The organism is Zhihengliuella sp. (assembly GCF_031178195.1).
Taxonomy (GTDB): domain Bacteria; phylum Actinomycetota; class Actinomycetes; order Actinomycetales; family Micrococcaceae; genus Zhihengliuella.
Genome location: NZ_JAPSJL010000002.1, coordinates 222,744 through 247,492 on the forward strand (window position 1 = coordinate 222,744; position 24,749 = coordinate 247,492).

Here is a 24,749-nt window from a genome sequence, read left to right on the forward strand (position 1 = left end):
CCGTGCTGTCAGCGTCGATCCCCAGCCCTCCCGCCGAGTGGGCCAGCTTCGGCCTCGGCCCGCTGACCATCCACTCCTACGCGCTGTGCATCCTCGCCGGCATCCTGGCGGCCATGTGGTTGACCAACCGCCGCTGGCTCGCCAAGGGCGGGCCCGAGGGGGTCGTGTGGGACATCTGCATCTGGGCCATCCCCTTCGGCATCGTCGGCGGCCGGCTCTACCACGTCCTGTCCTCGCCGGACGCGTACTTCGGGCCGAACTTCGACGGCACGGGGGATCTCGGCCTCACCTGGCAGATCTGGCGCGGCGGCCTGGGCATCTGGGGTGCCGTGGCGCTCGGCCTGATCGGCGCCTGGATCGCCTGCCGGCGCTACGGGGTTCGGCTCTCGGCCTTCGCCGACGCCGCCGCCCCCGCCGTCCTGCTGGCCCAGGCCATCGGCCGGCTGGGCAACTGGTTCAACCAGGAGCTCTTCGGCGCCCCCACGACCCTTCCGTGGGGCCTGGAGATCGACGCCGATCATCCCAACTTCCCCGCCGACGCGGCGGCCGGAACACTGTTCCACCCCACGTTCCTGTACGAGATGGTCTGGAACCTCGCCGGCGTCGTCCTGCTGCTCGCCCTGGACCGGAAGTTCAAGTTCCGCCGCGGGGCGATGATGTGGCTCTACGTGGCCGTGTACACCCTCGGCCGGGTCTGGATCGAGATGCTCCGGATCGACGACGCGGAGCTGATCACACTCTTCGGCACCACCCAGCGGCTCAACGTCTGGACCAGCATTCTGCTGCTCGCCATCGCCGTCGTCGCGTTCGCCGTCACCGCCGCACGCTCCCGTAACAAGCCGGACCCCGGCGTCTACCTCGCGGGCCGCCAGCCGGCCCCTGGGGACTCCGCCGATGCGGCGGCCGCTCCGTCCGCCGCAGGCCAGAATTCCGCCGATCCCGCGGTGCCAGGGGCCGTGGACGACGACGGCCCCGACGCCGGCCGGGCGTCCGGGTCCCGGTCCGGGACCGGAGCGTAAAGAAACAACGCGCTCCGCGACCCCGCCGCCTGTCCCGGTGTAGTGTCGCGTCACCCAAGCGATGCGCTGACGGGATCACGACGCTGTGTCCCGTGCCGTTGAGAACCGGCACGCTCGGACCGCGATCTCCCCATCCGGCCGGCAGTGCCGGCCGACGCCGCCGCCACCCTCCCCGCCGCTTTCCGCGCCAGGGGTGGGCCGTGCGCCGGCCCCCCGGAGAAAGGACACCATGAATCAGACAGGTACCCCGAACACCGGCCTGGAGCCCCAGGCAGAGGTCGCCGTCTCGCCTTTCGTGCGGTTTGCGCAGATCCCCGAGGCGCAGGGCGTCTACGACCCGGGCCTGGAGAAGGACGCCTGCGGACTGGCGGTCATCGCCAGCATGCGCGGCGAGCCCGGGCACGACATCGTGGACCACGCCCTCACCGCCCTGCGGAACCTCGAGCATCGCGGCGCCGTCGGCGCCGACGAGGGAACGGGCGACGGCGCCGGTCTGCTGACGCAGGTCCCGGACGAGTTCTTCCGCGCCGTCGTCGACTTCGAGCTCCCCGCCCCCGGCCGCTATGCGGTGGGCACCGCCTACCTGCCCGACGTCGCGGCCGAGGAACGGGTCGCCCGCGAGGGCCTCGAGGACCTCGCCGACCAGGAGGGCCTCGTGGTCCTCGGCTGGCGCGAGGTGCCGGTGGAGGCGTCGATCATCGGCGAGGCCGCGCGTGCGTGCATGCCGCACTTCGTCCAGCTCTTCCTGGCTCCCCGGGACCCCGGCACGGAGGACCTCGACGCCCGTGCCTTCCGCGTGCGCAAGCGCGCCCAGAACAAGCACGGCGTGTACTTCCCCTCGCTCTCCTCGAAGACGATCGTCTACAAGGGCATGCTCACGACGGCCCAGCTGGAGCCGTTCTACCCGGACCTGTCCGACGAGCGGTTCAAGACCAAGCTCGGCATCGTCCACTCGCGCTTCTCCACCAACACGTTCCCGTCGTGGCCGCTCGCCCAGCCCTTCCGGACCATCGCCCACAACGGCGAGATCAACACGGTCAAGGGCAACCGCAACTGGATGCGTGCCCGTCAGTCGCAGCTCTCCAGCCCGATCCTGGGCGACGTCCCCGAGGAACTGTTCCCCATCTGCACGCCGGGCGCCTCGGACTCGGCGTCCTTCGACGAGGTCGCGGAGCTGCTGATGCTCTCGGGCCGACCCATCACGCACGCGATCATGATGATGGTCCCGGAGGCGTGGGAGAACCACGAGACGATGGACCCGGCGCGCCGGGCGTTCTACCAGTACCATTCGATGCTCATGGAGCCGTGGGACGGCCCCGCCGCCGTCTCCTTCACCGACGGCACGCTCGTCGGCGCCGTCCTGGACCGCAACGGCCTGCGGCCGGCCCGCTACTGGGTGACCGACGACGGCCTGGTGGTCCTGGCGTCCGAGGTCGGCGTGGTCGAGCTCGACGAGAAGCGGATCACGGCCAAGGGCCGCGTGTCCCCGGGCAGGATGTTCCTGGTGGACACCGAGGCCGGCCGGATCGTCGACGACGAGGAGATCAAGGCCGAGGTCGCCGCCGCGAACCCGTGGCAGGAATGGGCCGAGCAGAACCTCATCGACCTCGCCGATCTGCCCGAGCGCGAGCACGTCGTGCACAACACCGCCTCGATCCAGCTGCGCCAGCGGACCTTCGGCTACACCGAGGAGGAGCTGCGCATCCTCCTGAACCCGATGGCGCGCACCGGGGCCGAGCCGCTCGGTGCCATGGGCTCCGACACCCCGATCGCCGTGCTGTCCCAGCGGCCGCGCCTGCTCTTCGACTACTTCGCGCAGTCCTTCGCCCAGGTGACCAACCCGCCGCTGGACGCGATCCGCGAGGAGCTCGTCACGAGCATGCGCACGTCGATCGGCCCGGACGGGAACCTCCTCTCCCTCGAGCAGGTCCGCCGCCCCCAGATCGGTCTCGGCTTCCCCGTCATCACGAACGACGAACTCGCCAAGGTAGCGAACATCACCGACGAGGACGGTGCCAAGGTCTCCCTCAGGGTGCGCGGGCTCTACCGCGCCGGAGGCGGCGCCGCCGAGCTGAAGCACCGGCTGCAGGAGATCTGCGAGACGGTCTCGGCGGCCATCAACCGGGGCATCCAGTACATCGTGCTCTCGGACCGCGACTCCAACGCGCAGTGGGCGCCCATCCCGTCGCTGCTGCTGACGAGCGCCGTGCACCACCACCTGCTCAAGAGCGCCAACCGGACCAAGGCGTCGCTCGTCGTGGAGGCGGGCGACGTCCGCGAGGTCCACCACGTGGCCGTCCTCATCGGCTACGGCGCCTCCGCCATCAACCCGTACCTGGCCCTCGAGTCCGTCGAGGAGATGGCCCGCAGCGGGGAGCTCGGCGACGTCGCACCGGAGCGGGCGCACGCGAACCTCATCAAGGCGCTCGGCAAGGGCGTCCTGAAGATCATGTCCAAGATGGGCATCTCCACCGTGTCCTCGTACTGCGGCGCGCAGACCTTCGAGGCGCTCGGGCTGTCGCAGCAGTTCGTGGACGCCTACTTCACGGGCACCCACTCGCAGATGGGCGGCGTTGGGCTCGACGTCGTCGCCCAGGAGACCGAGCAGCGCCACGCCGGGGCCTACCCGGCCGACGGCAACAGCGATCCGCACCGTCCGCTCGAGATCGGCGGCGAGTACCAGTGGCGTCGGGAGGGCCCGCCGCACCTGTTCAACCCGGAGACCGTCTTCCGGCTCCAGCACGCCACGCGCGAGCGCCGCTACGACATCTTCAAGGCGTACACGAAGGGCGTCGACGAGCAGGCCCGCGACCTCATGACCCTGCGCGGTCTGCTCGACTTCAAGACCGGCGAGCGCACCCCCGTCCCGATCGAGGAGGTCGAACCCGTCTCCGAGATCGTCAAGCGCTTCTCCACCGGCGCGATGAGTTACGGCTCGATCTCCAAGGAGGCGCACGAGACCCTCGCGATCGCCATGAACCGCCTGGGCGGGAAGTCGAACACCGGCGAGGGCGGCGAGGACATCGAGCGCCTGCTCGACCCCGAGCGCCGCAGCGCCGTCAAGCAGATCGCGTCGGGCCGCTTCGGCGTCACGAGCATGTACCTCACCAACGCCGACGACATCCAGATCAAGATGGCCCAGGGCGCCAAGCCCGGCGAGGGCGGCCAGCTCATGGCCCAGAAGGTCTACCCCTGGGTCGCGCGGACACGGCACTCCACGCCGGGCGTCGGCTTGATCTCCCCGCCGCCGCACCACGACATCTACTCGATCGAGGACCTCGCGCAGCTGATCTACGACGCGAAGCGCTCCAACCCGGGCGCCCGCGTCCACGTCAAGCTCGTCTCCGAGGTGGGCATCGGCACGGTCGCCGCCGGCGTCACCAAGGCGAAGGCCGACGTCGTCCTGGTCTCCGGGCACGACGGCGGCACCGGTGCGTCGCCGCTGAACTCGCTCAAGCACGCGGGCGCGCCCTGGGAGCTGGGCCTCGCCGAGACGCAGCAGACGCTGCGCCTGAACGGTCTGCGCGACCGAGTCGTCGTCCAGGTGGACGGTCAGCTCAAGACCGGCCGCGACGTCGTCATCGCCGCCCTGCTCGGTGCCGAGGAGTACGGCTTCGCCACCGCGCCGCTGGTGGTCTCCGGCTGCATCATGATGCGCGTGTGCCACCTGGACACCTGCCCGGTCGGCGTCGCCACCCAGAACCCCGAGCTGCGCTCGCGGTTCACCGGGAAGCCCGAGTTCGTGGTCAACTTCTTCGAGTTCCTGGCCGAGGAGGTCCGCGAGGTGCTCGCGCAGCTCGGCTTCCGCAGCATCGAGGAGGCCATCGGCCACTCGGAGCTGCTCTACAAGGACGCGGCGATCGACCACTGGAAGACCGCCGGCCTGGACCTCGAGCCCATCTTCGAGGGCCTCGAGGAGGACGGCTCCGCGGTGCGGAACCTGCAGCCGCAGAACCACGAGCTGGACCAGCACTTCGACAACAGGCTGATCGAGCTCAGCGCGGACGCTCTGCGCGACCGGCAGCCGGTGCGGATCAGTCTGGACGTCATCAACACGGACCGCTCGGTGGGCACCATGCTCGGCCACACGGTCACGAAGACGTTCGGCGCCGAGGAGCTCGCCACCGACACCATCGACGTGACGCTCCAGGGCCAGGCCGGCCAGTCGCTCGGGGCCTTCCTGCCGGCCGGGATCACCCTCCGGCTCTACGGCGACTCGAACGACTACGTCGGCAAGGGCCTCTCCGGAGGCCGCATCATCGTCCGCCCCGGCCGGGACAGCCAGTTCATCGCGGAGAACAACGTGATCGCGGGCAACGTCATCGGCTACGGGGCCACGAGCGGGGAGATGTTCCTCCGGGGCATCGTCGGCGAGCGGTTCCTGGTCCGCAACTCGGGGGCGCGCGCCGTCGTCGAAGGCATCGGCGACCACGGCCTCGAGTACATGACGGGAGGCCTGGCCCTGATCCTGGGCCGGACCGGACGCAACTTCGGCGCCGGCATGTCCGGCGGCGTGGCCTATGTGCTCGACCTGGACAGGCGCAAGATCAACAAGGACGCCCTCGAGGCCGGCGACCTGCTCCTGCGGCCGGTGCCGGCCGAGGACGCGGAGACCGTGAAAGCCCTGCTCTCCCGCCACGCGGAGGAGACGGGGTCGACGCTCGCGGCGAAGCTGCTCGTCGACTTCCCCGACACCCTGGCACGCATCACCCAAGTCATGCCGCGCAACTACGCGGCCGTGCTCGAGACGCGAGCGAAGGCCGAGGCAGAAGGACTAGATCCCGACGGCGATGTCGTCTGGAACCGGATTTTGGAGGCTACCCGTGGCTGATCCCCGTGGATTCCTGAAGGTACGCGAGCGCCAGACGCAGCCGCGCCGCCCCGTCCCCGTGCGCATCATGGACTTCGCGGAGGTCTACGAGCGCCAGCAGAAGGGCACGCTCCACGAGCAGGCCTCGCGCTGCATGGACTGCGGCATCCCGTTCTGCCATCAGGGCTGCCCGCTGGGCAACCTGATCCCGGAGTGGAACGACCTGGTCTACAAGGACCGGATGGGGGAGGCCGCCGATCGGCTGCACGCCACGAACAACTTCCCCGAGTTCACGGGGCGCCTGTGCCCGGCCCCGTGCGAGGCGTCCTGCGTGCTGGGCATCAACCAGCCCGCGGTGACCATCAAGCAGGTCGAGGTCGAGATCGCCGACCAGGCGTTCGACGACGGCAATGTGGAGCCCGTCCTGCCGCAGCGGCACACGGATCGGACGATCGCCGTCGTCGGCTCCGGCCCGGCCGGTCTCGCCGCGGCCCAGCAGCTGACCCGCGCCGGGCACACGGTCGCCGTCTTCGAGCGGGACGACGCCGTCGGCGGGCTCCTGCGCTACGGCATTCCCGACTTCAAGATGGAGAAGTCCGTGCTGGACCGGCGGTTGGACCAGATGAAGGCCGAGGGCACCCGCTTCCGGACCAACGTCGAGGTCGGCAAGGACATCTCGTGGGCGCAGCTGCGCCGCCGGTACGACGCCGTCGTCGTCACCACCGGTTCGACCGTCCCGCGCGACCTGGCCATCCCGGGCCGCGAGCTGGACGGCGTGCACTTCGCCATGGAGTACCTGGTCCAGTCCAACCGCGCCGTCGCCGGCCAGGAGGTACCGGAGCAGATCTCGGCCGAGGGCAAGCACGTCGTCATCCTCGGCGGCGGCGACACCGGCGCGGACTGCATCGGCACCGCGCACCGGCACAAGGCCGCCTCCGTCACGACGCTGGCCATCGGCCAGCAGCCGCCGAGCGAGCGCCCCGGGCACCAGCCCTGGCCGATGTTCCCGACCCTGTTCGAGGTCCAGTCGGCGCACGAGGAGGGTGGCGAGCGGACGTACCTCGCGTCTACGGTAGAGTTTGTCGGGGAGAACGGCCGTGTGACTGGTGTCACCGTGGCCGAGACGGAGTTCGTGGAGGGCCGCCGGGTTCCGAAGGCAGGGACCGAGCGGACCATCAAGGCCGATCTCGTTCTCCTGGCTCTCGGCTTCACCGGCCCGGAGCCCGCAGGTTTGGAGCAGCAGGCCGGCACCGAGTTTGATGACCGGGGCAATGTCGCCCGAGACGGTTACTACATGACCAACACACCTGGGGTGTTCGCGGCCGGAGACGCCGGACGCGGGCAGTCCTTGATCGTGTGGGCCATCGCGGAGGGGCGCGCGTGCGCTGCCGCGGTGGACAAGTACCTGATGGGCGAGACCCGATTGCCTGCCCCTGTGGCACCGACGGATCGCGCCATTTCAATGCTCTAACCGGTGGGCCGCCACGGCGGACCACCGGGAACGACTGAGAGAAGAGGCGGTTAGTCGACGTATGCGACGCGCAAAAATTGTGGCCACGTTCGGTCCTGCGATCGGCACCTATGACAAGGTGCTGCAGATCCTCCAGGCCGGTGTAGACGTGGCCCGGCTCAACATGAGCCACGGGGACCATTCCACGCACGCCAACAACCTGGCCAATGTCCGGCAGGCCTCGGAGGAGCTCGGCCTGCAGGTCGGCGTCTTCGCTGACCTGCAGGGCCCCAAGATCCGTCTGGGCCGGTTCGCCGACGGTCCCCACATGCTCGACGTGGGCGACGAGTTCACGATCACCATCGAGGACATCGAGGGCACCAAAGACATCTGCTCGACGACGTTCAAGGGACTCCCGGGCGACGTCTCGGTGGGCGACCGCCTGCTGATCAACGACGGCCGCGTGGTCCTGCGGGCCACCGCCGTCGACGACACCAAGGTCGTCACCGAGGTTCTCGTCCGCGGAGAGGTGTCCAACAACAAGGGCATCAACCTCCCCGGCGTGGCCGTCAACGTGCCGGCGCTGAGCGACAAGGACGAGGAGGATCTGCGCTGGGCCATCCGGGCGGGCGTCGACATGATCGCCCTGTCCTTCGTCCGCCGGGCCGCCGACATCGACCGCGTCCACGAGATCATGGACGAGGAGGGGCGGCGCCTCCCGGTCATCGCCAAGGTCGAGAAGCCGCAGGCCGTGGACAACCTCGAGGAGATCATCGACGCGTTCGACGCGATCATGGTCGCCCGCGGTGACCTCGGCGTCGAGCTGCCGATCGAGGAGGTGCCGCTCGTCCAGAAGCGGGCCATCGAGCTGGCCCGCCGCTGGGCCAAGCCGGTCATCGTCGCCACCCAGGTGCTCGAGTCGATGATCGAGAACCCGCTGCCGACCCGCGCCGAGGCCTCCGACTGCGCCAACGCCGTGCTCGACGGCGCCGACGCGGTCATGCTCTCCGGCGAGACCAGCGTGGGTGCCTACGCGATCGAGTCCGTGGAGACCATGGCCCGCATCATCCGGAACACCGAGGAGCACGGGCTGCGCCGCATCCCGCCGCTGGGCACCAAGCCGCGCACTCGCGGCGGCGCCATCACCCGCGCGGCGGTCGAGGTCGCCTCGCAGCTGGACGCCAAGTTCATCGTCGCGTTCACGCAGACGGGTGACTCGGCCCGTCGGCTCTCGCGCCTGCGGCCGCCGCAGCCGATCCTGGCCTTCACCCCGCTGAAGGCGACGCAGAGCATCATGACTCTGTACTGGGGCATCCAGCCCCGGCTGGTCGACTATGCCGACCACACGGACAAGATGACCGCCCAGGTGGACCACGCGCTCCAGGTCGAGGGGCTGGCCCAGGTCGGCGACCTCGTCTGCATCGCCGCCGGTTCGCCTCCCGGGACCGCCGGCTCCACCAACTCGCTGCGCATCCACCGCGTCGGCGACGTGGCGGACGCGGGCGAGCTGCTCGAGGGGCAGCAGCCGCCGGCCCGCGAGAAGGTCGGGCCGTGGCGCACCCGCGAGGAGGCCGTCGAGGACATGGTCTCCTACATGCGTGGCGAGAAGCAGTAGGCGTCAGGTTCTGAGACGGCGAAGGCCGGTCACCCCGGGGAGGGGTGACCGGCCTTCGCCGTTCCCGGCCGCCGCGCCGGCCCTCGCGAGGAGGGCCGCCCGGGCCATGCCCGGCCGCAGCCGCGGTCGGGGACTACTTGACCTGGGCCAGGATGGTCTCGGCGACCTCGCGCATGCTCAGCCGACGATCCATCGACGTCTTCTGGATCCAGCGGAACGCCTCCGGCTCCGAGAGGCCCATCTTGGTGGTCAGCACGCTTTTGGCGCGCTCGACGAGCTTCCGGGTCTCGAACTGCTCCTGCAGGGAGCCGACCTCCTGCTCGAGGGCGATGATCTCGTCGTGGCGGGCAGCGGCGACCTCGATCGCCGGGATGAGCTCCGACGGCGTGAACGGCTTGACGACGTACGCCATGGCGCCGGCGTCGCGCGCGCGCTCCACGAGCTCCTTCTGGCTGAAGGCGGTGAGCAGCACCACCGGGGCGATGCGCTCCTTGACGATGGTCTCTGCGGCCGTGATGCCGTCCATGACCGGCATCTTGACATCCATGAGCACCAGATCCGGCTTGTGCTCGCGGGCGAGCTCGATCGCCTTCTCGCCGTTGTCCGCCTCCGCGACTACCTCGTATCCCTCGCCCTGGAGGATCTCGACGATGTCGAGGCGGATCAAGGTCTCGTCCTCGGCCACGATCACGCGGCGCGGGCGAGTCGTCGTGGGGGGCTGCTCGGGTGCGGTCTGCGACATGGGTGTACCTCCTGGAGGCTCCCGAAGGGGAGTGGGTGACAACGGTGGATTCTGCCCACCAGCCTATCGGGAGGTAGTCTTGATTCCTGCAACGGCACCGCACGGCGTCACCGGCTCGGCCGGCGGACACCACCGGTGAACGGCCCGAGTGGCGGAATCGGCAGACGCACCGCACTCAAAATGCGGCGGGTAAAACCGTGTGGGTTCGAGTCCCACCTCGGGCACGGTGTGATGTGTCGGGACATCGTTGACAGATGTCTCAGCAGATCGTTGACAGGAGGGCCTCCGAACCCGTGGGTTCGGAGGCCCTCCGTCCTTCCCGCCCGCTGGCCCTCCGCCGGCGTCCTTTCTGGCAGGGTCCCAGGCGGTGCCCTAGGCTGGCCCCATGACGCGTTTCCGCTACTACGTCGCCGCCTCCGTGGACGGCTACATCGCCGACGAGCACGAGTCGCTGGACTGGCTCACCCCGTTCGAGGAGGCCGAGGGCGTCGAGCCGGCGATGAACGAGTTCTTCGAGCAGGTCGGGGCCGTCGTCATGGGCGCCGCGACCTACACATGGCTCCTCGCCCACAGCCCCGTCTGGCCCTACGCGGAGATGCCGGCCTGGGTCTTCACGCACCGCGAGCTTCCCACCGTGCCGGACGCGGACATCACCTTCGTGCGCGGCGAACCGTCCGAGTGGGCCCCGGACATCGCCGACGCCGCCGGCGACAAGGACGTCTGGGTGATGGGCGGCGGATCCCTCGCCGGCCAGATGATCGAGGCCGGTCACGTCGACCAGCTCGTGCTGACCACGGTCCCGGTGATCCTCGGCGGCGGGCGCCGGCTCTTCGCCACGCGTGGACACATCGCGCTCGAGCGCACGGGTAGCCGGGCCTTCGGCTCGGGCGTCGTGGAGGATTCATACGACGTCGTCAAACCGCCCGCGGACGACTCGACGCATTGAGCCGGCCGGGCCGCGGCCGGCGGAGATCCCTCCTCCCGGGGCGTTCCCGTAAGGTGGTCGCGTGAGCAGCTCAGACGTGACTTCTACATCCTCGCCCGACGCCCCGCAGCGCCTCCTGGTGATCGACGGCCACTCGATGGCCTTCCGCGCCTTCTACGCGCTGCCGCCGGAGAACTTCTCCACCGACACCGGCCAGCACACCAACGCCGTCTACGGCTTCGTGTCGATGCTGATCCGCATGATCGCCGACCACCGGCCCAGCCACATCGGCGTCGCGTTCGACCTGGACACGCCGACGTTCCGCAGCGAGGAGTACACCGAGTACAAGGGGGGTCGGAACAAGACGCCCGAGGAGTTCCACGGCCAGATCGACCTCATCCAGAAGGTCATGGAGGCGATGAACATCGCCCACCTCTCCGTCGACGGTTTCGAGGCCGACGACATCATCGCGACCCTCGCCGCTCGCGGCGAGCAGGCCGGCGCGGACGTCCTGGTCGTCTCCGGGGACCGTGACGCCTTCCAGCTCATCAGCGACCGGACGAAGGTCCTCTACCCCAAGAAGGGGATCTCCGACATCCCGCCGATGGACGCCGACGCGGTGGAGGCGAAGTACTTCGTTCGCCCGGAGCGGTACTCGGACCTCGCGGCTCTCGTCGGCGAGACGGCGGACAACCTCCCCGGCGTGCCCGGGGTCGGGCCGAAGACCGCCGCGAAGTGGCTGAACCTGTACGGCAGTCTGGACGGGGTCCTGGACAACGTGGACTCGATCAAGGGCAAGGTCGGCGACTCGCTGCGCGCCCACGTCGACGACGTCAAACGGAACCGCCGCCTCAACCAGTTGCTGCGGGACATGGACCTGCCGGTGACGTTCGAGGCGCTCGAGCTCTCGCGCCCGAACCGCGAGGCCGTGGAGGAGCTCTTCGACACCTTGCAGTTCAACACGCTCCGCAAGCGGCTCTTCGACCTCTTCGGCGAGGAGGAGGTCAGCGCCGAGGAGGAGCCGATGCCGGAGCTGGAGCGGCTCGCCACCTCCGCCGCCGTCGAAGCGTGGTTCGCCGCCAACGCGGGGCAGAACGTCGGCCTCCACGTCGCGACCGCCGAACTCGGCGGCGGCGGCCTCGACGTCGTCGGACTGGCCTTCGCCGCCGCCGACGCAACCGCGTACGTGGACCTGGAGGCCGTGGACGAGGGCACGGAGCGGTCGGTCGCTGAGATCCTGGCCTCCGAGTCCGTGCCCAAGGCCGTCCACGACTTCAAGCGCGCCTACAAGCTGCTGGCCGGGCGCGGCCTGCCGCTGTCCGGGGTCGTCGACGACACGATGATCAGCGCGTACCTGATCCAGCCGGACCGCCGCAGCCACGAGCTCGCCGACATCGCCCAGGTCCACCTCCGCCTGTCGCTCGAGGCGCCCGAGAGCGCCGATCAGGGCCAGCAGGCCTTCGACTTCGGGGCCGACCCCGCCGCGCCGGCGGTTCGGGCCGCCCACCTGGTGAACCTGCTCAGCGAGTACCTCGCCGGCCAGGTGCTCCAGCGCGGCGCCTCGCTGCTGCTCCAGGAGATGGAGCTGCCGCTGTCCGTGATTCTCGCGAACATGGAGCGGACCGGCATCGCGGTCGACGTCGAACGGCTCGACGGCCTGCTCGAGGACTTCACGCAGACGATCGACCGGGCCACGCAGGAGGCGTACGCGGCGATCGGCCACGAGGTGAACCTCAGCTCCCCCAAGCAGCTCCAGGTGGTGCTCTTCGACGAGCTCGAGCTGCCCAAGACCAAGAAGATCAAGACCGGCTACACCACGGACGCGGACTCCCTGCAGGACCTCCTGGTCAAGACCGAGCACCCGTTCCTGGTGGCGCTCATGGCCTACCGCGACGCGACCAAGCTGCGGCAGACCGTCGAGGGGCTGCGCAAGTCCATCGCCGACGATGGCCGGATCCACACCACCTATGCCCAGACGGTCGCCGCGACCGGCCGGCTCTCCTCGCTGAACCCGAACCTGCAGAACATCCCCGTCCGCAGCGAGGCCGGGCGCCGGATCCGCGACGTGTTCGTCGTCGGCGACGGCTACGAGACCCTGCTGACCGCCGACTACTCGCAGATCGAGATGCGCATCATGGCGCACCTCTCCGGCGACGAGGGCCTCATCCAGGCCTACCGGGACGGTGAGGACCTGCACCGGTTCGTCGGCTCGCACGTCTTCGACGTCGCACCCGAGGACGTCACCTCGGAGATGCGCGCCAAGGTCAAGGCCATGTCCTACGGCCTCGCCTACGGGCTGAGCTCCTTCGGGCTCTCCAAGCAGCTGAAGATCTCCGTCGACGAGGCCCGCACTCTCATGAAGGAGTACTTCAGCCGGTTCGGAGCCGTGCGCGACTACCTGCGCGGGGTCGTCGAGCAGGCCCGCAAGGACGGCTTCACGTCCACCATCGAGGGACGGCGCCGCTACCTGCCGGACCTGGCCAGCGACAATCGGCAGCTGCGCGACATGGCCGAGCGGGCCGCACTGAACGCGCCGATCCAGGGCTCGGCGGCGGACATCATCAAGCGCGCGATGCTCGGCGTCCAGCGCGGCCTGGTGGAGAGCGGTCTGAAGTCGCGGATGCTCCTGCAGGTCCACGACGAACTGCTCTTCGAGGTCGCCGCCGGGGAGGCCGAGGCGCTGGAGACCCTGGTCCGCGAGCGGATGGCGGCAGCGGCCGAGCTGGCCGTCCCGCTCGAGGTCCAGGTCGGCGTCGGCCGCAGCTGGCACGACGCCGGGCACTAGCCCGGCCGAGGGAAGGAGCCCCGCGTGGGGATCGAGGACGCGTACGAGATCAGGACCTTCCCCGCCTCCGGCCCCAGCGGCCCGAGGCGGGACGAGTCGGCGGCCTGGCTGCACGCCGTCGTCAGCGGTTTCTACGAGAAGCCGCTGACGGACGCCGCGCTGGAGCGGGCGCTGGCGAGCAATGCCGCCGACGGCCGCCTCTACACCGGCGTCTACCCGCGCGGGCCCGTCCCCGCCGGCGCCCCCGGACCGGACGTCCCGGTCGCGACCTTCGGGACCCTGCGCAAGCAGCTCAACGTCGGCTCCGGGCGCTCGGTGGAGGCGCAGCTCGTCACGGCCGTAACGGTCCGGGCCAGCCACCGCCGGCAGGGTCTGCTGCGCCGGATGATGGTTGAGGACCTCCGGCGCGGCCGGGAGGACGGTGTGGCCGTCGCCGCCCTGACGGCGTCCGAGGGCACCATCTACCGGCGCTTCGGCTTCGGTGTCGCCACCAGCGAGCGCGAGGTCACGGTGGACGTGGGGGAGCGCTTCCGGCTGCTACACCGCCCGGCCGGCAGCGTCGAGGCAGCCGTGCCCGCCGAGCTGGGGCCGATCGCCAGAGACGTCTTCGCGCGCGTCCAGTCCACGACGGCCGGGTCGATCGACCGGCAGGAGCGGTACTACCGCGCCGCCGCCGGCGAATTGGGCGAGGACGGCGCAGAGGACACCGCCCTGCGCGCCGCCCTGCACTACGACGACGACGGCACCCCGGACGGGTACGTCACCTACGCGTTCAAGGGCTGGGGCCACGAGCCCGAGACCATGGAGGTGCGCGACCTCGTCGCCGCCACCCCTGATACGTACCTGGGTCTCTGGGGGTTCCTCGGCTCCCTCGACCTCGTCAAGGAGGTCCGGTGGGGGAACGCGCCGGCCGAGGATCCGCTGGTCTGGGCGCTCGAGGACCCACGCTGCGTCCGGACCAGGGCGGAGGGGGACATGCTCTGGCTGAGGATCCTCGACGTCGAGGCAGCGCTGCGCGCGCGCCGTTACGGCGCCGACGGCGGACTCGTGCTCGAGATCCAGGACTCGCTGGAGCTGGCCGCCGATCGCTGGCGGATCGACGTCTCAGAGGGGGACGCCGTCGTGACGCCGACGGGGGAGGAGGCGGACCTGGTCCTCGATGCCTCCGCCCTGGCGTCCATGTACCTGGGCGGCGTCAGCCCGGTGCTCCTCGCCCGGTCCGGGCGGGTGCGGGAGATCGTCCCGGGGGCTGCCGAGCGGGCGCTGCGGATGTTCGCGTCCGCCGGTCCGGTGCACTGCCTCACCCACTTCTGAGGCCCGCCGCGCCTCAAAACTGTCCCCTTCAACTTGCTTCGGATCGCCGCCCGGTGTACTTTGACCGGCTCCCGGCGCATCTGTAGACTGGACAGGCATGTCTGCCCTCGTTTGCGTGCGCGGATCTGTGCTAGACCACCCACTTCGGTGCATGCCGGGACTTCCGGCTGCCCGACTGACCAAAACTATCCACATCGGAGCCCCTACTACATGACCATCACCTCCAACGAGAAGACCGGTACCCCGCAGGTCGCAGTCAACGACATCGGTACCGCTGAAGACTTCCTCGCAGCCGTCGACGCCACCATCAAGTACTTCAACGATGGCGACCTCGTCGAGGGCACCGTCGTCAAGGTCGACCGCGACGAAGTCCTGCTCGACATCGGTTACAAGACCGAGGGTGTCATTCCTTCCCGCGAGCTCTCCATCAAGCACGACGTCGACCCGGGCGAGGTCGTCACCGTCGGTGACAGCGTCGAGGCCCTCGTCCTCACCAAGGAGGACAAGGAAGGCCGTCTGATCCTGTCCAAGAAGCGCGCTCAGTACGAGCGTGCCTGGGGCGACATCGAGAAGATCAAGGAAGAGGACGGGGTCGTCACCGGCACCGTCATCGAGGTGGTCAAGGGCGGCCTGATCCTGGATATCGGCCTGCGCGGCTTCCTGCCCGCGTCGCTGGTCGAGATGCGCCGTGTGCGCGACCTGGCTCCGTACATCGGCCAGGAGATCGAGGCCAAGATCATCGAGCTGGACAAGAACCGCAACAACGTGGTCCTGTCCCGCCGCGCCTGGCTCGAGCAGACCCAGTCCGAGGTCCGCTCCACCTTCCTCAACAAGCTCGAGAAGGGCCAGGTCCGTCCGGGCGTCGTGTCCTCGATCGTCAACTTCGGTGCCTTCGTGGACCTGGGTGGCGTCGACGGCCTCGTGCACGTCTCCGAGCTGTCCTGGAAGCACATCGACCACCCGAACGAGGTCGTCGAGGTCGGCCAGGAGGTCACCGTCGAGGTTCTCGAGGTCGACCTGGATCGCGAGCGCGTCTCCCTGTCGCTGAAGGCGACGCAGGAGGATCCGTGGCAGACGTTCGCCCGCACCCACGCCCTGGGCCAGGTCGTGCCGGGCAAGGTCACCAAGCTGGTTCCGTTCGGCGCGTTCGTCCGCGTCGAGGACGGCATCGAGGGCCTCGTGCACATCTCCGAGCTGGCCGTGCGCCACGTCGAGCTGGCCGAGCAGGTCGTCTCGGTGGGCGACGAGCTCTTCGTCAAGGTCATCGACATCGACCTGGAGCGCCGCCGCATCTCGCTGTCGCTCAAGCAGGCCAACGAGGGCGTCGACCCGGAGGGCACCGAGTTCGACCCGGCGCTCTACGGCATGGCCGCCGAGTACGACGAGCAGGGCAACTACAAGTACCCGGAGGGCTTCGACCCGGAGACCAACGAGTGGCTCGAGGGCTACGAGACCCAGCGCGCCGCCTGGGAGTCGCAGTACGCTGCCGCCCAGGAGCGCTGGGAGGCCCACAAGAAGCAGGTCTCGCAGCACCTCGCCGAGGACACCGTTGCCGCGACCGAGCCGAAGGCCGAGTCCGCCTCGACCAGCTACTCCTCGGACGCTCCGGTCGCCGACGCCGGCACCCTCGCCTCCGACGAGGCGCTTGCCGCTCTGCGTGAGAAGCTGACCGGCAACTAGGTCCGCCCGCCGCTTGGCGGCGACGGCATCGACCGGGAGATCCCCGCACCCACTTCGGTGGGTGCGGGGATCTCGTGCGTTAACGGCCGGAAGACGCGAAGGAGATCGGTCCGATAACGCGAGGAAAAAACTTATATATTCAATAATCGACCACGCGGTGACGCTCGTTCAAATATCAGGGATTAAACCTAGGAACAAGCGTTGACGTGGCGGTTCTGCAGCGGATTTTCGGACACTTAACAAGTGCGTAAAACCTTGTCAGCCGATCAGGGCCCGCATAGCGTTTTCTGTGAGGTGCACTTCCTCAATGGCTATTCTCGGCAGCGTCGAGCAATTCGTGCCGGAATTCCCATGCTGCTCCGAAATTCAGTTGAAAGGACACGTGAATTGTCTAGCGAATTCAAACGATCAGGGAGGAAATGGTCGGCAGTCGCTGCGGCGGCCGCTGCCTCGGCACTCGTCCTCGCAGGGGTCGCATCGGCTCCGGCGGGTACGCGGCCGAGAAGCCGGGCGGGCATGACGGGCATGGCGGCGGAGACGCCTGCACGTTCTTCCTGGAGCACATGTGGGCCAATGAGGACGGCATCCCGGCCCTGGGCAGCTTCGCCCACGTGAACGAGTACCACACGGATCCCGCCTACGAGAACCTGGTGCTGTCGCTGGCCAGCGGAGCCATCGGTAACTCCGAGATGCCGATCATCGACATCTACGGCGGGCCGCTGGGGTGGATCCCGGTCTTCAACCCCTCCCACGTCAAGGGGCACAACACGGATTACGTCACGCTGCTCACCTCGTGCGGCGGAATCGGGATCCCGCTGAACAGCAAGGACCTGACCACGCTGAACGTGCCCTCCGCCGAGGAGATGGCCGACCTCTCCGATCTGATCGTCCCGGGGCTGCCGACGCCGGAGATGCTCACGGATCCGGAGTATCTCTGGAAGACCACCGATGCGTCCGCCATCCTGGAGCGAGTCACGCCTGAGACGCTGACCAACACGGATGAATACGTGAACTTCGCCGGCGACCACTTCGACACCTGGCGGCTGCTCTGGGAGACGGCCCTGGACGATGTGTCCAACGGCAACCCGTCGGGGGTCCTCGATGTCCTCCAGGTCACCGAGAACATCAACACCCTCGAGTCGCTCTCCGAGGTCGTCGGCGAGGATGCGCTGGCCGGAGCACTCGGCGGGGACACCCTGGCCGGCGTCATCGGCGAGAATCCGCTCTCCGGGATCGCCGGAACCGACGATCTGACCGGCGTGCTGGACCAGGCCGCACTCGACGGACTGCTCGACCAGACGGCCCTCGACGGCGTGCTCGGCGACGGGGGCCTGGATGGTATCGGCGGCGAGGACGCTCTGGGTGGACTCCTCGGCGGGGACCCGGTGTCAGGCCTGACCGGGGGCGCGCTCTCGGGTCTACTGGGCGGCGCCACGTCCGAGACGCCCGCCTCGGGCAACACCGAGTTCACGGCGCTCCTGGCCGGGCCAGCCGGGGCCTCCGGTGCCGGGCAGTGCCAGGGCACGCTCAGCGGCAGCACGTTCTCCGTCACCTGCCTGTACGCAGGGATGTCCTCGGACGTCACCGGCGCCGCGCTGCACAGCAGCACCGGCAGCGGTGACCTGGAGCTAACGGCGACCGGCGGGACCAGCGGCGGCGCTGCCGGCTCGTTTGAACTGACCCAGGAGCAGATCGCTGCGCTGAAGGCAGGCGACTACACGGTGCAGGTCGACACCGCGAACTCCGCCGACGGTGAGATCAGCGGTACCGTCAAGCCCTGCTAGTGATCGCCGTCGTGGCGCCCATGGTGCACTGACGACGCGGTGCGGAGGGGTGGGGACCCGGACTCCGGGTCCCCACCCCTCCGTCGCGCCCGGGGCGCTCCTCTGCGGGTGCGGAAAGCGGCTCGGAGGCCGTCAGGCCCGCCGGGTCGAAACCGTGACGGTGAACTTGCTGTTGCGGTCCAGCTGCCGGGTCGGCCCCACGAGGCGTTCCAGATGCCGCCGGTACTGGAGGTGCGAGTTCCAGACGCACCAGAGCCGTCCACCGGGCGCCAGAGCACGCCCCGCATCGGCGAAGAGCTTCAGGGCGATGCCCGGATGCACCGTGCTGCCCATGTGGAACGGCGGATTCAGGACGACGGCCGCCACGGAGCCGTCGTCGAGTCCGTCCAGCCCGTCCGCGCGTCGCACCTCGACTCGAGCTGAGACACCGTTCGCCTCGGCCGTGAGCCGGCTCGCGGTCACGGCGGCCGTCGACTGGTCGCACGCCAGCACGCGCAGCTCCGGTCTGGTCAGGGCCAGGAAGGCGGCGATGGTGCCGTTGCCGCAGCCGAGGTCGACGACGGGTCCGCCGCCGGGCAGCCGCTCCGGCAGGCCGTCGGGCCCCACGAGACGAGGCAGCAGGAACCGGGTGCCGGGATCCAGCCGCGCACCGCCGAACGAGCCGGGCACCGCCCGGAGTTGCAGCGGCGTCGGGAGTCCTGCGTCGGCGGTTCCGGCCTCCACGGGATCAGGGGCGGCGAGGGCCGCCTCACGCAGCGGCTCGGTTGCCGTGAGGACGCGCGCCTTCCGGCTCGCCAGCCCTGCCCGGACGGACCCGAAGTACGTGCCCAGGGCGTCGTTCATGGCCAGCGCCATATGCTTGACGCGACCGCCGGCGAGCACGACGACGTCCTCGCCGCCGGCCGCCGCGATCAACCGCGCCCACTCTGACAGGACGTCAAGGGAACGGGGGAGCTGGAGCAGCACCAGCCGCGCGCCAGCGACGGCGGCGGACGCCTCCTCGATCGCGGCGAAGGTCCCGCCCAGCCCGGCCTCGTCGGCGTTCGCCTCGAGCGCGAGCTCACCGGAGCGCCCGTCCTGGTGGACTCGGTGGCCGCGCACCCCGGCGGCGGCCAGCCCCAGCGCCAGTGCGCCGTACTGGTCGCCGAGGACCGCCACCCGTGCGCCGTCGCCGATCCGGCCCGGATACTGCTCGGCTGCGGTCTCGAGCAGCAGCCGGTCGGCGGCGTCGTGCGCGAAGAGATTCTCGGCCTCGACGTCCGGTCGTCGGCGCAACCCGGCGAAGACATCCAGCGGCCAGCCCGTCCCGGGCACGAAATCGCTCATCGGCCCGGCCCCGCGGCCGGGCGGTCGACCCAGTCGACGCCTCCTGCGGTCAACCGGCCGGTGCCGGCGGTGAGCGTCGCGAGCCGTCCGGCGAACGCCTCCAGGGCTCCGGGTGCGTCGGGGAGCGCCACGTGCACGGAGGCGCCGTCGGCACCGTAGTCGGTGCCGAGCACCTCGGGGGCGTCGGTGCCGGTCAGGACCCGCAGATCGTTCTCCAGCCGTGGGGTCGAGGACAGTTCCGTCTCGACGCGCACCAGCCGCATGCGCTGCCGCTGCACGAGCGCCGCAGCGTCGAGGGCGGCGGAGACCGACTCCGAGTACGCCCGGACCAGGCCACCGGCACCGAGCAGCACTCCGCCGAAGTAGCGGACGACGACGGCGACCACGTCGGACAGGTCCGTCGCGCCGTCTCGCGTCGTCCGGCGGGCGAGGGCCTCCAGCATCGGCGCCCCGGCCGTCCCGGAGGGCTCCCCGTCGTCGCTGCTGCGGCGGACGTCCCGGTCGGCCCCGAGGATGAAAGCGTTGCAGTGGTGCCGGGCGTCGAAGTGCGACCGGCGCAGCTCGGCCAGGAGTCCGCGGGCGGCCTCCTCCGTCTCGACGCGCCGCAGGTGGCAGATGAAGCGGGAGCGCTTGATCTCGAGCTCGTGCACCACGTCCTCGGCGATGGTGGTGTACTGCGTCGCCCGGCTCTCCTGATCGTTCACCGCTCCAGCCTACCGGCCGCCGACTACCCTGAAGGCTATGGAGAAAGCGAGCGGACTGCAGATCGGGCTCACCGGGGGCATCGCCTCCGGGAAGTCCACCGTGGCGCGCCGGCTGGTGGAGCTCGGCGCGGTGCTGATCGACGCCGACGCTCTCGCCCGCGAGGCCGTCGCACCCGGCAGCGAGGGCCTCGCCGCCGTGGTGGAGGCGTTCGGTCCCGGAGTGCTCGGACCCGACGGTGCGATGGACCGCGCTGCCGTGGGCCGCCTGGTCTTCGGGGACGAGGACGCGCGGGACCGGCTCAACGGGATCGTCCATCCCCGCGTGCGGGCTGCGGCGACCGCGTTGCGCGCGGCAGCCGTCGAGCGAACGGGGGAGCGGACCGTCGTCGTGCAGGACATCCCGCTGCTCGTGGAGACCGGCCAGGCCGGGGCCTTCGACGTCGTCGTGACTGTGGCGGCGCCGCTCGCGGAACGCATCCGGCGGATGGTGGAGGACCGCGGCATGCTGCCGGAGGAGGCCGCGGCGCGGATCGGGGCGCAGGCGACCGACGACGAGCGGGCCGCGGCCGCGGACGTGGTCCTGGACAACGCCGGCACCCGTGCGGACCTGCTGGCGCAGGTCGACGACTTCTGGGCGCGCTGGGTCGCACCCTCGCTGCCGGGGACGGGCGCGCCGGAGGCGTCGATGGGGGATGGGCCGTGAGGCGGACGGGGAGGAGGCCGCCGGCCTTCGACTTCGGCCCCGCATTCCGCTGGGTTCGCGCGGGGGTCCGGGCGGCGGTGGTCCTGCTGGTGCTCTGGCTGGTGATCTGGCTCGGCCTCGGGGGCCGCGCCGACTACGTGGACGGACCGCCCGACGGGTGGGTCGTCGTCACGGGCGCGTGGGCGGGGTTCGCCGGCCTCGCGGTGGCCGGCGCGGCGGGGCTCCTGTTCGCCCAGCAGCTCGTGCTCGCGGTGCTCGAGCGCGTGGACCGGGGGCCGCTCTTCCCCGGCCTGCTGGCCTCCCGGCGACCACGTCCGAGCACGGATCCGGACCGGGTTTCGCCCTCGAAGGAAGTTTCGAAGAACGCATGAACTCCGCAGGGAGCCGGAGTAGCCTAGAGCCATGAGTCTCGCCCAGGACATCAAACGCGTCGTCGCGCCCTTCGAAGTGGTCAGCGAGTACGAGCCGGCCGGTGATCAGCCGCAGGCGATCGAGGAGCTGGCGGAGCGCATCAACGCCGGGGAGAAGGACGTCGTCCTCCTCGGCGCCACCGGCACGGGCAAGTCGGCGACGACGGCCTGGCTGGTCGAGAAGCTGCAGCGGCCCACGCTGGTGCTCGTCCAGAACAAGACCCTGGCCGCGCAGCTGGCGAACGAGTTCCGCGAGCTGCTGCCCAACAACGCCGTCGAGTACTTCGTCTCCTACTACGACTACTACCAGCCCGAGGCCTACGTCCCGCAGACGGACACCTTCATCGAGAAGGACTCCTCGGTCAACGAGGAGGTCGAGCGACTCCGTCACTCGGCGACGAACTCGCTGCTGACCCGCCGCGACGTGATCGTGGTGGCCACCGTCTCCTGCATCTATGGTCTGGGCACGCCGGAGGAGTACGTCTCCGGGATGGTGACCCTCAAACAGGGGATGGAGCTGAACCGGGACGACCTCCTGCGTCGCTTCGTCGGCATGCAGTACACGCGCAACGACGTCGACTTCCAGCGCGGCACCTTCCGGGTCCGCGGCGACACGGTCGAGATCATCCCGGTCTACGAGGAGCTCGCCCTGCGGATCGAGTTCTTCGGCGACGAGGTCGAGAAGATCTACACACTGCACCCGCTCACCGGCGAGGTGGTCCGGGAGGAGACGGAGATGTACGTCTTCCCGGCCAGCCACTACGTGGCCGGACCCGAGCGCATGAATCGTGCGATCACCGCGATCGAGGACGAGCTCCGCGAGCGCCTGGCGGAGCTCGAGGGCCAGAACAAGCTGGTCGAGGCCCAGCGGCTGCGGATGCGCACGACCTACGATCTCGAGATGATGCAGCAGATGGGGTTCTGCAACGGCATCGAGAACTACTCGCGCCACATCGACGGCCGCGGGCCCGGCACGGCCCCGCACTGCCTCATCGACTACTTCCCGGACGACTTCCTGCTGGTCGTCGACGAGTCGCACGTGACGATCCCGCAGATCGGGGCGATGTACGAGGGCGACATGTCCCGCAAGCGGACGCTCGTGGAGCACGGGTTCCGGCTGCCCTCCGCCATGGACAACCGGCCGCTGAAGTGGGAGGAGTTCCTGGAGCGGATCGGCCAGACGGTCTACCTCTCCGCGACGCCGGGCAAGTACGAGCTCAGCCAGTCCAGCGGGGTCGTCGAGCAGATCATCCGACCGACCGGCCTGATCGACCCCGAGATCGTGGTCAAGCCGACCAAGGGTCAGATCGACGACCTGCTCGGCGAGATCCGGGATCGCGTCGACCGGCAGGAGCGCGTCCTGGTCACCACGCTGACCAAGCGGATGGCCGAGGACCTCACCGGTTACCTCACCGAACATGGCGTCAAGGTCGAGTACCTGCACTCCGACGTCGACACGCTCCGTCGCGTCGAGCTGCTCCGCGAGCTCCGGCTCGGCGTTTTCGACGTCCTCGTCGGCATCAACCTGCTCCGCGAGGGCCTCGACCTTCCCGAGGTCTCGCTCGTGGCGATCCTCGACGCGGACAAGGAGGGCTTCCTGCGCTCGTCGACGTCGCTCATCCAGACCATCGGCCGCGCGGCCCGCAACGTCTCCGGCCAGGTGCACATGTACGCGGACCGGATCACGGACTCGATGCGATGGGCAATCGACGAGACGAACCGCCGCCGCGAGATCCAGGTCGCCCACAACAAGAAGATGGGCGTCGACCCGCAGCCGCTGCGCAAGAAGATCGCGGACATCACCGATCAGCTGGCCCGCGAGGACGCCGACACCCAGGAGCTGCTGAACAACCAGCGGCTCGCCAAGGGAGCCCGGCGCACCGGCGGGACCAAGAAGGCCGCGACCGTCCGCAGCGACGGCCTGGCCGCCGCCCCGGCCGAGGACCTGGTCGAGCTCATCGGCCAGCTCACCGAGCAGATGCACGCCGCCGCAGGCGACCTCCAGTTCGAGCTCGCCGCACGACTGCGCGACGAGGTGAGCGACCTCAAGAAGGAACTGCGGCAGATGCAGGGCGCCGGGCACGCGTAACCGGCCTGTAACGCGGCTGCGTTAGGATGGAGGGCACGTAGGGGAGTATCCCGAACACTGCGGACGTCAACACGCCGAGTGGCCGCCGACCGAGTCGGTGGCCACAGCCACGCCGGTCGCTCGCCCCAGGGCGGGACCGATCGAGCGCAAGCCACCGGCCGGGCGCAGTGGCCGGTCCCGGATCAAGGCAGCCGTCTCGCGGCGCGGTTCCGGGCGGCGGAGAGACTTGCGGCGACTGGACTATCCGAAGCGGCCGCACGTGCCGGCCGCCCTGCGAAAGGTACTGAGTGTCAGACCACTTGTCCCTCGGGTTCGAAATCGTCTCGCTGACGATCCTCGGCCTGATCCTCCTGTTCGACCTGCTCTACGTGGTCCGGCGGCCCCATGAGCCCTCCATGAAGGAGGCCGGCCTCTGGGTCGGCTTCTACGTCACCCTCGCCCTGATCTTCGCGGGCCTCCTCTTCTGGCAAGCCGGACCCCAGTACGGGCAGGAGTTCGTCGCGGGCTGGGTCACGGAGTACAGCCTCAGCGTCGACAACCTGTTCGTCTTCATCATCATCATGGCGCGCTTCTCGGTGCCGCGGAAGTACCAGCAGGAAGTGCTGATGTTCGGCATCATCATCGCGCTGATCCTGCGCGGCATCTTCATCCTGCTCGGCGCCACCCTGATCGAGCACTTCACCTGGGTCTTCTACATCTTCGGCGCCTTCCTGCTCTGGACCGCGTGGCACCAGCTCAAGGACGACGGCGCCGACGAGGAGGAGGGCGCCGAGAACGGCCTGGTCGCCCGCCTGACCAAGAAGCTCCCCGTCTCCGACCAGTACGACGGCAACAAGCTGCGCACCACCGTGGACGGCCGGAAGATGTTCACCCCGATGGTCCTGGTCTTCATCACCATCGGCATGACCGACCTGATGTTCGCGATCGACTCGATCCCGGCCATCTTCGGTCTGACGCAGAGCGCGTTCATCGTCTTCACCGCCAACATCTTCGCCCTGATGGGGCTCCGCCAGCTCTACTTCCTGCTCGGTGGCCTCATGGACCGGCTCATCTACCTCAAGCACGGCCTGTCCTTCATCCTGGCCTTCATCGGCGTGAAGCTGATCCTGCACGCGATCAACCACAACGAGCTGCCGTTCATCAACGGCGGCCAGCACGTCGAATGGGTCCCCGACATCTCGACGCCGCTGTCCCTCGCGGTCATCCTGACCACGATCGTCGTCGCCACGGCCGCCTCCCTGCTGTCCAAGAAGGGCCGCGAGGCCGCCATGGACGCCCGGCTCAAGGCGGACGTCGACAAGGTCCGCCACCCGGACGAGGTCGGGGCGGACAAGTCCGAATAGTCCTCACCAGCGCTTTCCGGGGCTCCCCGGGCGCGACAAGCGGCGGCCGC

General features: G+C 69.6%; 16 protein-coding genes and 1 tRNA gene. 14 read left to right on the forward strand and 3 right to left on the reverse strand.

Annotated features, from left to right (window positions below):
- Positions 1–2: 2 nt before the first annotated feature.
- From lgt to pyk, 4 genes are all read left to right on the forward strand, one after another.
- Positions 3–1,019: a prolipoprotein diacylglyceryl transferase gene (gene lgt, locus RIN46_RS03675; RefSeq protein ID WP_309079927.1), complete on the forward strand. Its 1,017-nt coding sequence runs from the start codon at positions 3–5 to the stop codon at positions 1,017–1,019.
- Between the two features lie 229 nt (positions 1,020–1,248).
- The gene (gene gltB, locus RIN46_RS03680; protein WP_309079926.1) at positions 1,249–5,850 is read left to right on the forward strand and encodes a glutamate synthase large subunit; all 4,602 of its coding nucleotides are present in this window, start codon (positions 1,249–1,251) and stop codon (positions 5,848–5,850) included.
- Entirely contained in the window at positions 5,843–7,300 is a 1,458-nt protein-coding gene (locus tag RIN46_RS03685; RefSeq protein ID WP_309079925.1) for a glutamate synthase subunit beta, read from the forward strand. Before gltB ends, RIN46_RS03685 begins: the two co-directional genes overlap by 8 nt.
- A 61-nt stretch (positions 7,301–7,361) precedes the next feature.
- The gene (gene pyk, locus RIN46_RS03690; RefSeq protein WP_309079924.1) at positions 7,362–8,894 is read left to right on the forward strand and encodes a pyruvate kinase; all 1,533 of its coding nucleotides are present in this window, start codon (positions 7,362–7,364) and stop codon (positions 8,892–8,894) included.
- A 133-nt stretch (positions 8,895–9,027) separates the two neighbouring features.
- Here the strand turns inward: pyk and RIN46_RS03695 are convergent, their stop codons facing one another.
- Positions 9,028–9,636 carry a response regulator gene (locus tag RIN46_RS03695; protein ID WP_309079923.1) on the reverse strand — a complete coding sequence of 203 codons (609 nt, stop codon included), beginning with the start codon at positions 9,634–9,636 and terminating at the stop codon, positions 9,028–9,030.
- Between the two features lie 142 nt (positions 9,637–9,778).
- Between RIN46_RS03695 and RIN46_RS03700 the strand changes: the two genes are divergently transcribed.
- The 6 genes from RIN46_RS03700 to RIN46_RS03725 all read left to right on the forward strand — a co-directional run bounded on the left by RIN46_RS03700 (position 9,779) and on the right by RIN46_RS03725 (position 18,124).
- A tRNA-Leu gene (locus RIN46_RS03700) sits at positions 9,779–9,860 on the forward strand.
- 161 nt (positions 9,861–10,021) lie between these two features.
- Positions 10,022–10,582 carry a dihydrofolate reductase family protein gene (locus RIN46_RS03705; protein ID WP_309079922.1) on the forward strand — a complete coding sequence of 187 codons (561 nt, stop codon included), beginning with the start codon at positions 10,022–10,024 and terminating at the stop codon, positions 10,580–10,582.
- Positions 10,583–10,643: 61 nt separating this feature from the next.
- On the forward strand, positions 10,644–13,346 hold the full coding sequence (polA, locus tag RIN46_RS03710; RefSeq protein ID WP_309109436.1) for a DNA polymerase I: 2,703 nt from the start codon (positions 10,644–10,646) through the stop codon (positions 13,344–13,346).
- A 24-nt stretch (positions 13,347–13,370) separates the two neighbouring features.
- On the forward strand, positions 13,371–14,660 hold the full coding sequence (locus RIN46_RS03715) for a GNAT family N-acetyltransferase (RefSeq protein ID WP_309079920.1): 1,290 nt from the start codon (positions 13,371–13,373) through the stop codon (positions 14,658–14,660).
- A gap of 210 nt (positions 14,661–14,870) precedes the next feature.
- A complete protein-coding gene (gene rpsA / locus RIN46_RS03720) occupies positions 14,871–16,340 on the forward strand; it encodes a 30S ribosomal protein S1 (protein ID WP_309079919.1) in 1,470 nt (489 codons plus the stop codon).
- A gap of 419 nt (positions 16,341–16,759) precedes the next feature.
- On the forward strand, positions 16,760–18,124 hold the full coding sequence (locus RIN46_RS03725) for a CHRD domain-containing protein (RefSeq protein ID WP_309079918.1): 1,365 nt from the start codon (positions 16,760–16,762) through the stop codon (positions 18,122–18,124).
- A 132-nt stretch (positions 18,125–18,256) separates the two neighbouring features.
- Here the strand turns inward: RIN46_RS03725 and RIN46_RS03730 are convergent, their stop codons facing one another.
- Entirely contained in the window at positions 18,257–19,450 is a 1,194-nt protein-coding gene (locus RIN46_RS03730; protein WP_309079917.1) for a methyltransferase, read from the reverse strand.
- Positions 19,447–20,154 (reverse strand): YigZ family protein, encoded by a 708-nt coding sequence (locus RIN46_RS03735; RefSeq protein ID WP_309079916.1) that lies wholly within the window; start codon positions 20,152–20,154, stop codon positions 19,447–19,449. Before RIN46_RS03735 ends, RIN46_RS03730 begins: the two co-directional genes overlap by 4 nt.
- A 37-nt stretch (positions 20,155–20,191) precedes the next feature.
- On the opposite strand from RIN46_RS03735, the gene coaE reads away from it, so the two are divergent.
- The 4 genes from coaE to RIN46_RS03755 all read left to right on the forward strand — a co-directional run bounded on the left by coaE (position 20,192) and on the right by RIN46_RS03755 (position 24,699).
- Positions 20,192–20,857 (forward strand): dephospho-CoA kinase, encoded by a 666-nt coding sequence (coaE, locus tag RIN46_RS03740; protein ID WP_309079915.1) that lies wholly within the window; start codon positions 20,192–20,194, stop codon positions 20,855–20,857.
- Positions 20,854–21,228, forward strand: a complete 375-nt coding sequence (locus tag RIN46_RS03745) for a hypothetical protein (RefSeq protein WP_309079914.1) — start codon at positions 20,854–20,856, stop codon at positions 21,226–21,228. The genes coaE and RIN46_RS03745 overlap by 4 nt, the downstream gene beginning before the upstream one ends.
- A gap of 31 nt (positions 21,229–21,259) precedes the next feature.
- On the forward strand, positions 21,260–23,356 hold the full coding sequence (uvrB, locus tag RIN46_RS03750) for an excinuclease ABC subunit UvrB (protein WP_309079913.1): 2,097 nt from the start codon (positions 21,260–21,262) through the stop codon (positions 23,354–23,356).
- Between the two features lie 287 nt (positions 23,357–23,643).
- A complete protein-coding gene (locus RIN46_RS03755; RefSeq protein ID WP_309079912.1) occupies positions 23,644–24,699 on the forward strand; it encodes a TerC family protein in 1,056 nt (351 codons plus the stop codon).
- Positions 24,700–24,749 lie beyond the last annotated feature (50 nt).

Excerpts from the sequence above, each read along its gene's own strand:
- gltB (WP_309079926.1), top strand. The coding sequence starts at position 1,249 with ATGAATCAGACAGGTACCCCGAACACCGGCCTGGAGCCCCAGGCAGAG.
- pyk (WP_309079924.1), top strand. The coding sequence starts at position 7,362 with ATGCGACGCGCAAAAATTGTGGCCACGTTCGGTCCTGCGATCGGCACC.
- RIN46_RS03695 (WP_309079923.1), bottom strand. The coding sequence starts at position 9,636 with ATGTCGCAGACCGCACCCGAGCAGCCCCCCACGACGACTCGCCCGCGC.
- RIN46_RS03705 (WP_309079922.1), top strand. The coding sequence starts at position 10,022 with ATGACGCGTTTCCGCTACTACGTCGCCGCCTCCGTGGACGGCTACATC.
- rpsA (WP_309079919.1), top strand. The coding sequence starts at position 14,871 with ATGACCATCACCTCCAACGAGAAGACCGGTACCCCGCAGGTCGCAGTC.
- RIN46_RS03725 (WP_309079918.1), top strand. The coding sequence starts at position 16,760 with ATGGTCGGCAGTCGCTGCGGCGGCCGCTGCCTCGGCACTCGTCCTCGC.
- RIN46_RS03730 (WP_309079917.1), bottom strand. The coding sequence starts at position 19,450 with ATGAGCGATTTCGTGCCCGGGACGGGCTGGCCGCTGGATGTCTTCGCC.
- coaE (WP_309079915.1), top strand. The coding sequence starts at position 20,192 with ATGGAGAAAGCGAGCGGACTGCAGATCGGGCTCACCGGGGGCATCGCC.
- uvrB (WP_309079913.1), top strand. The coding sequence starts at position 21,260 with ATGAGTCTCGCCCAGGACATCAAACGCGTCGTCGCGCCCTTCGAAGTG.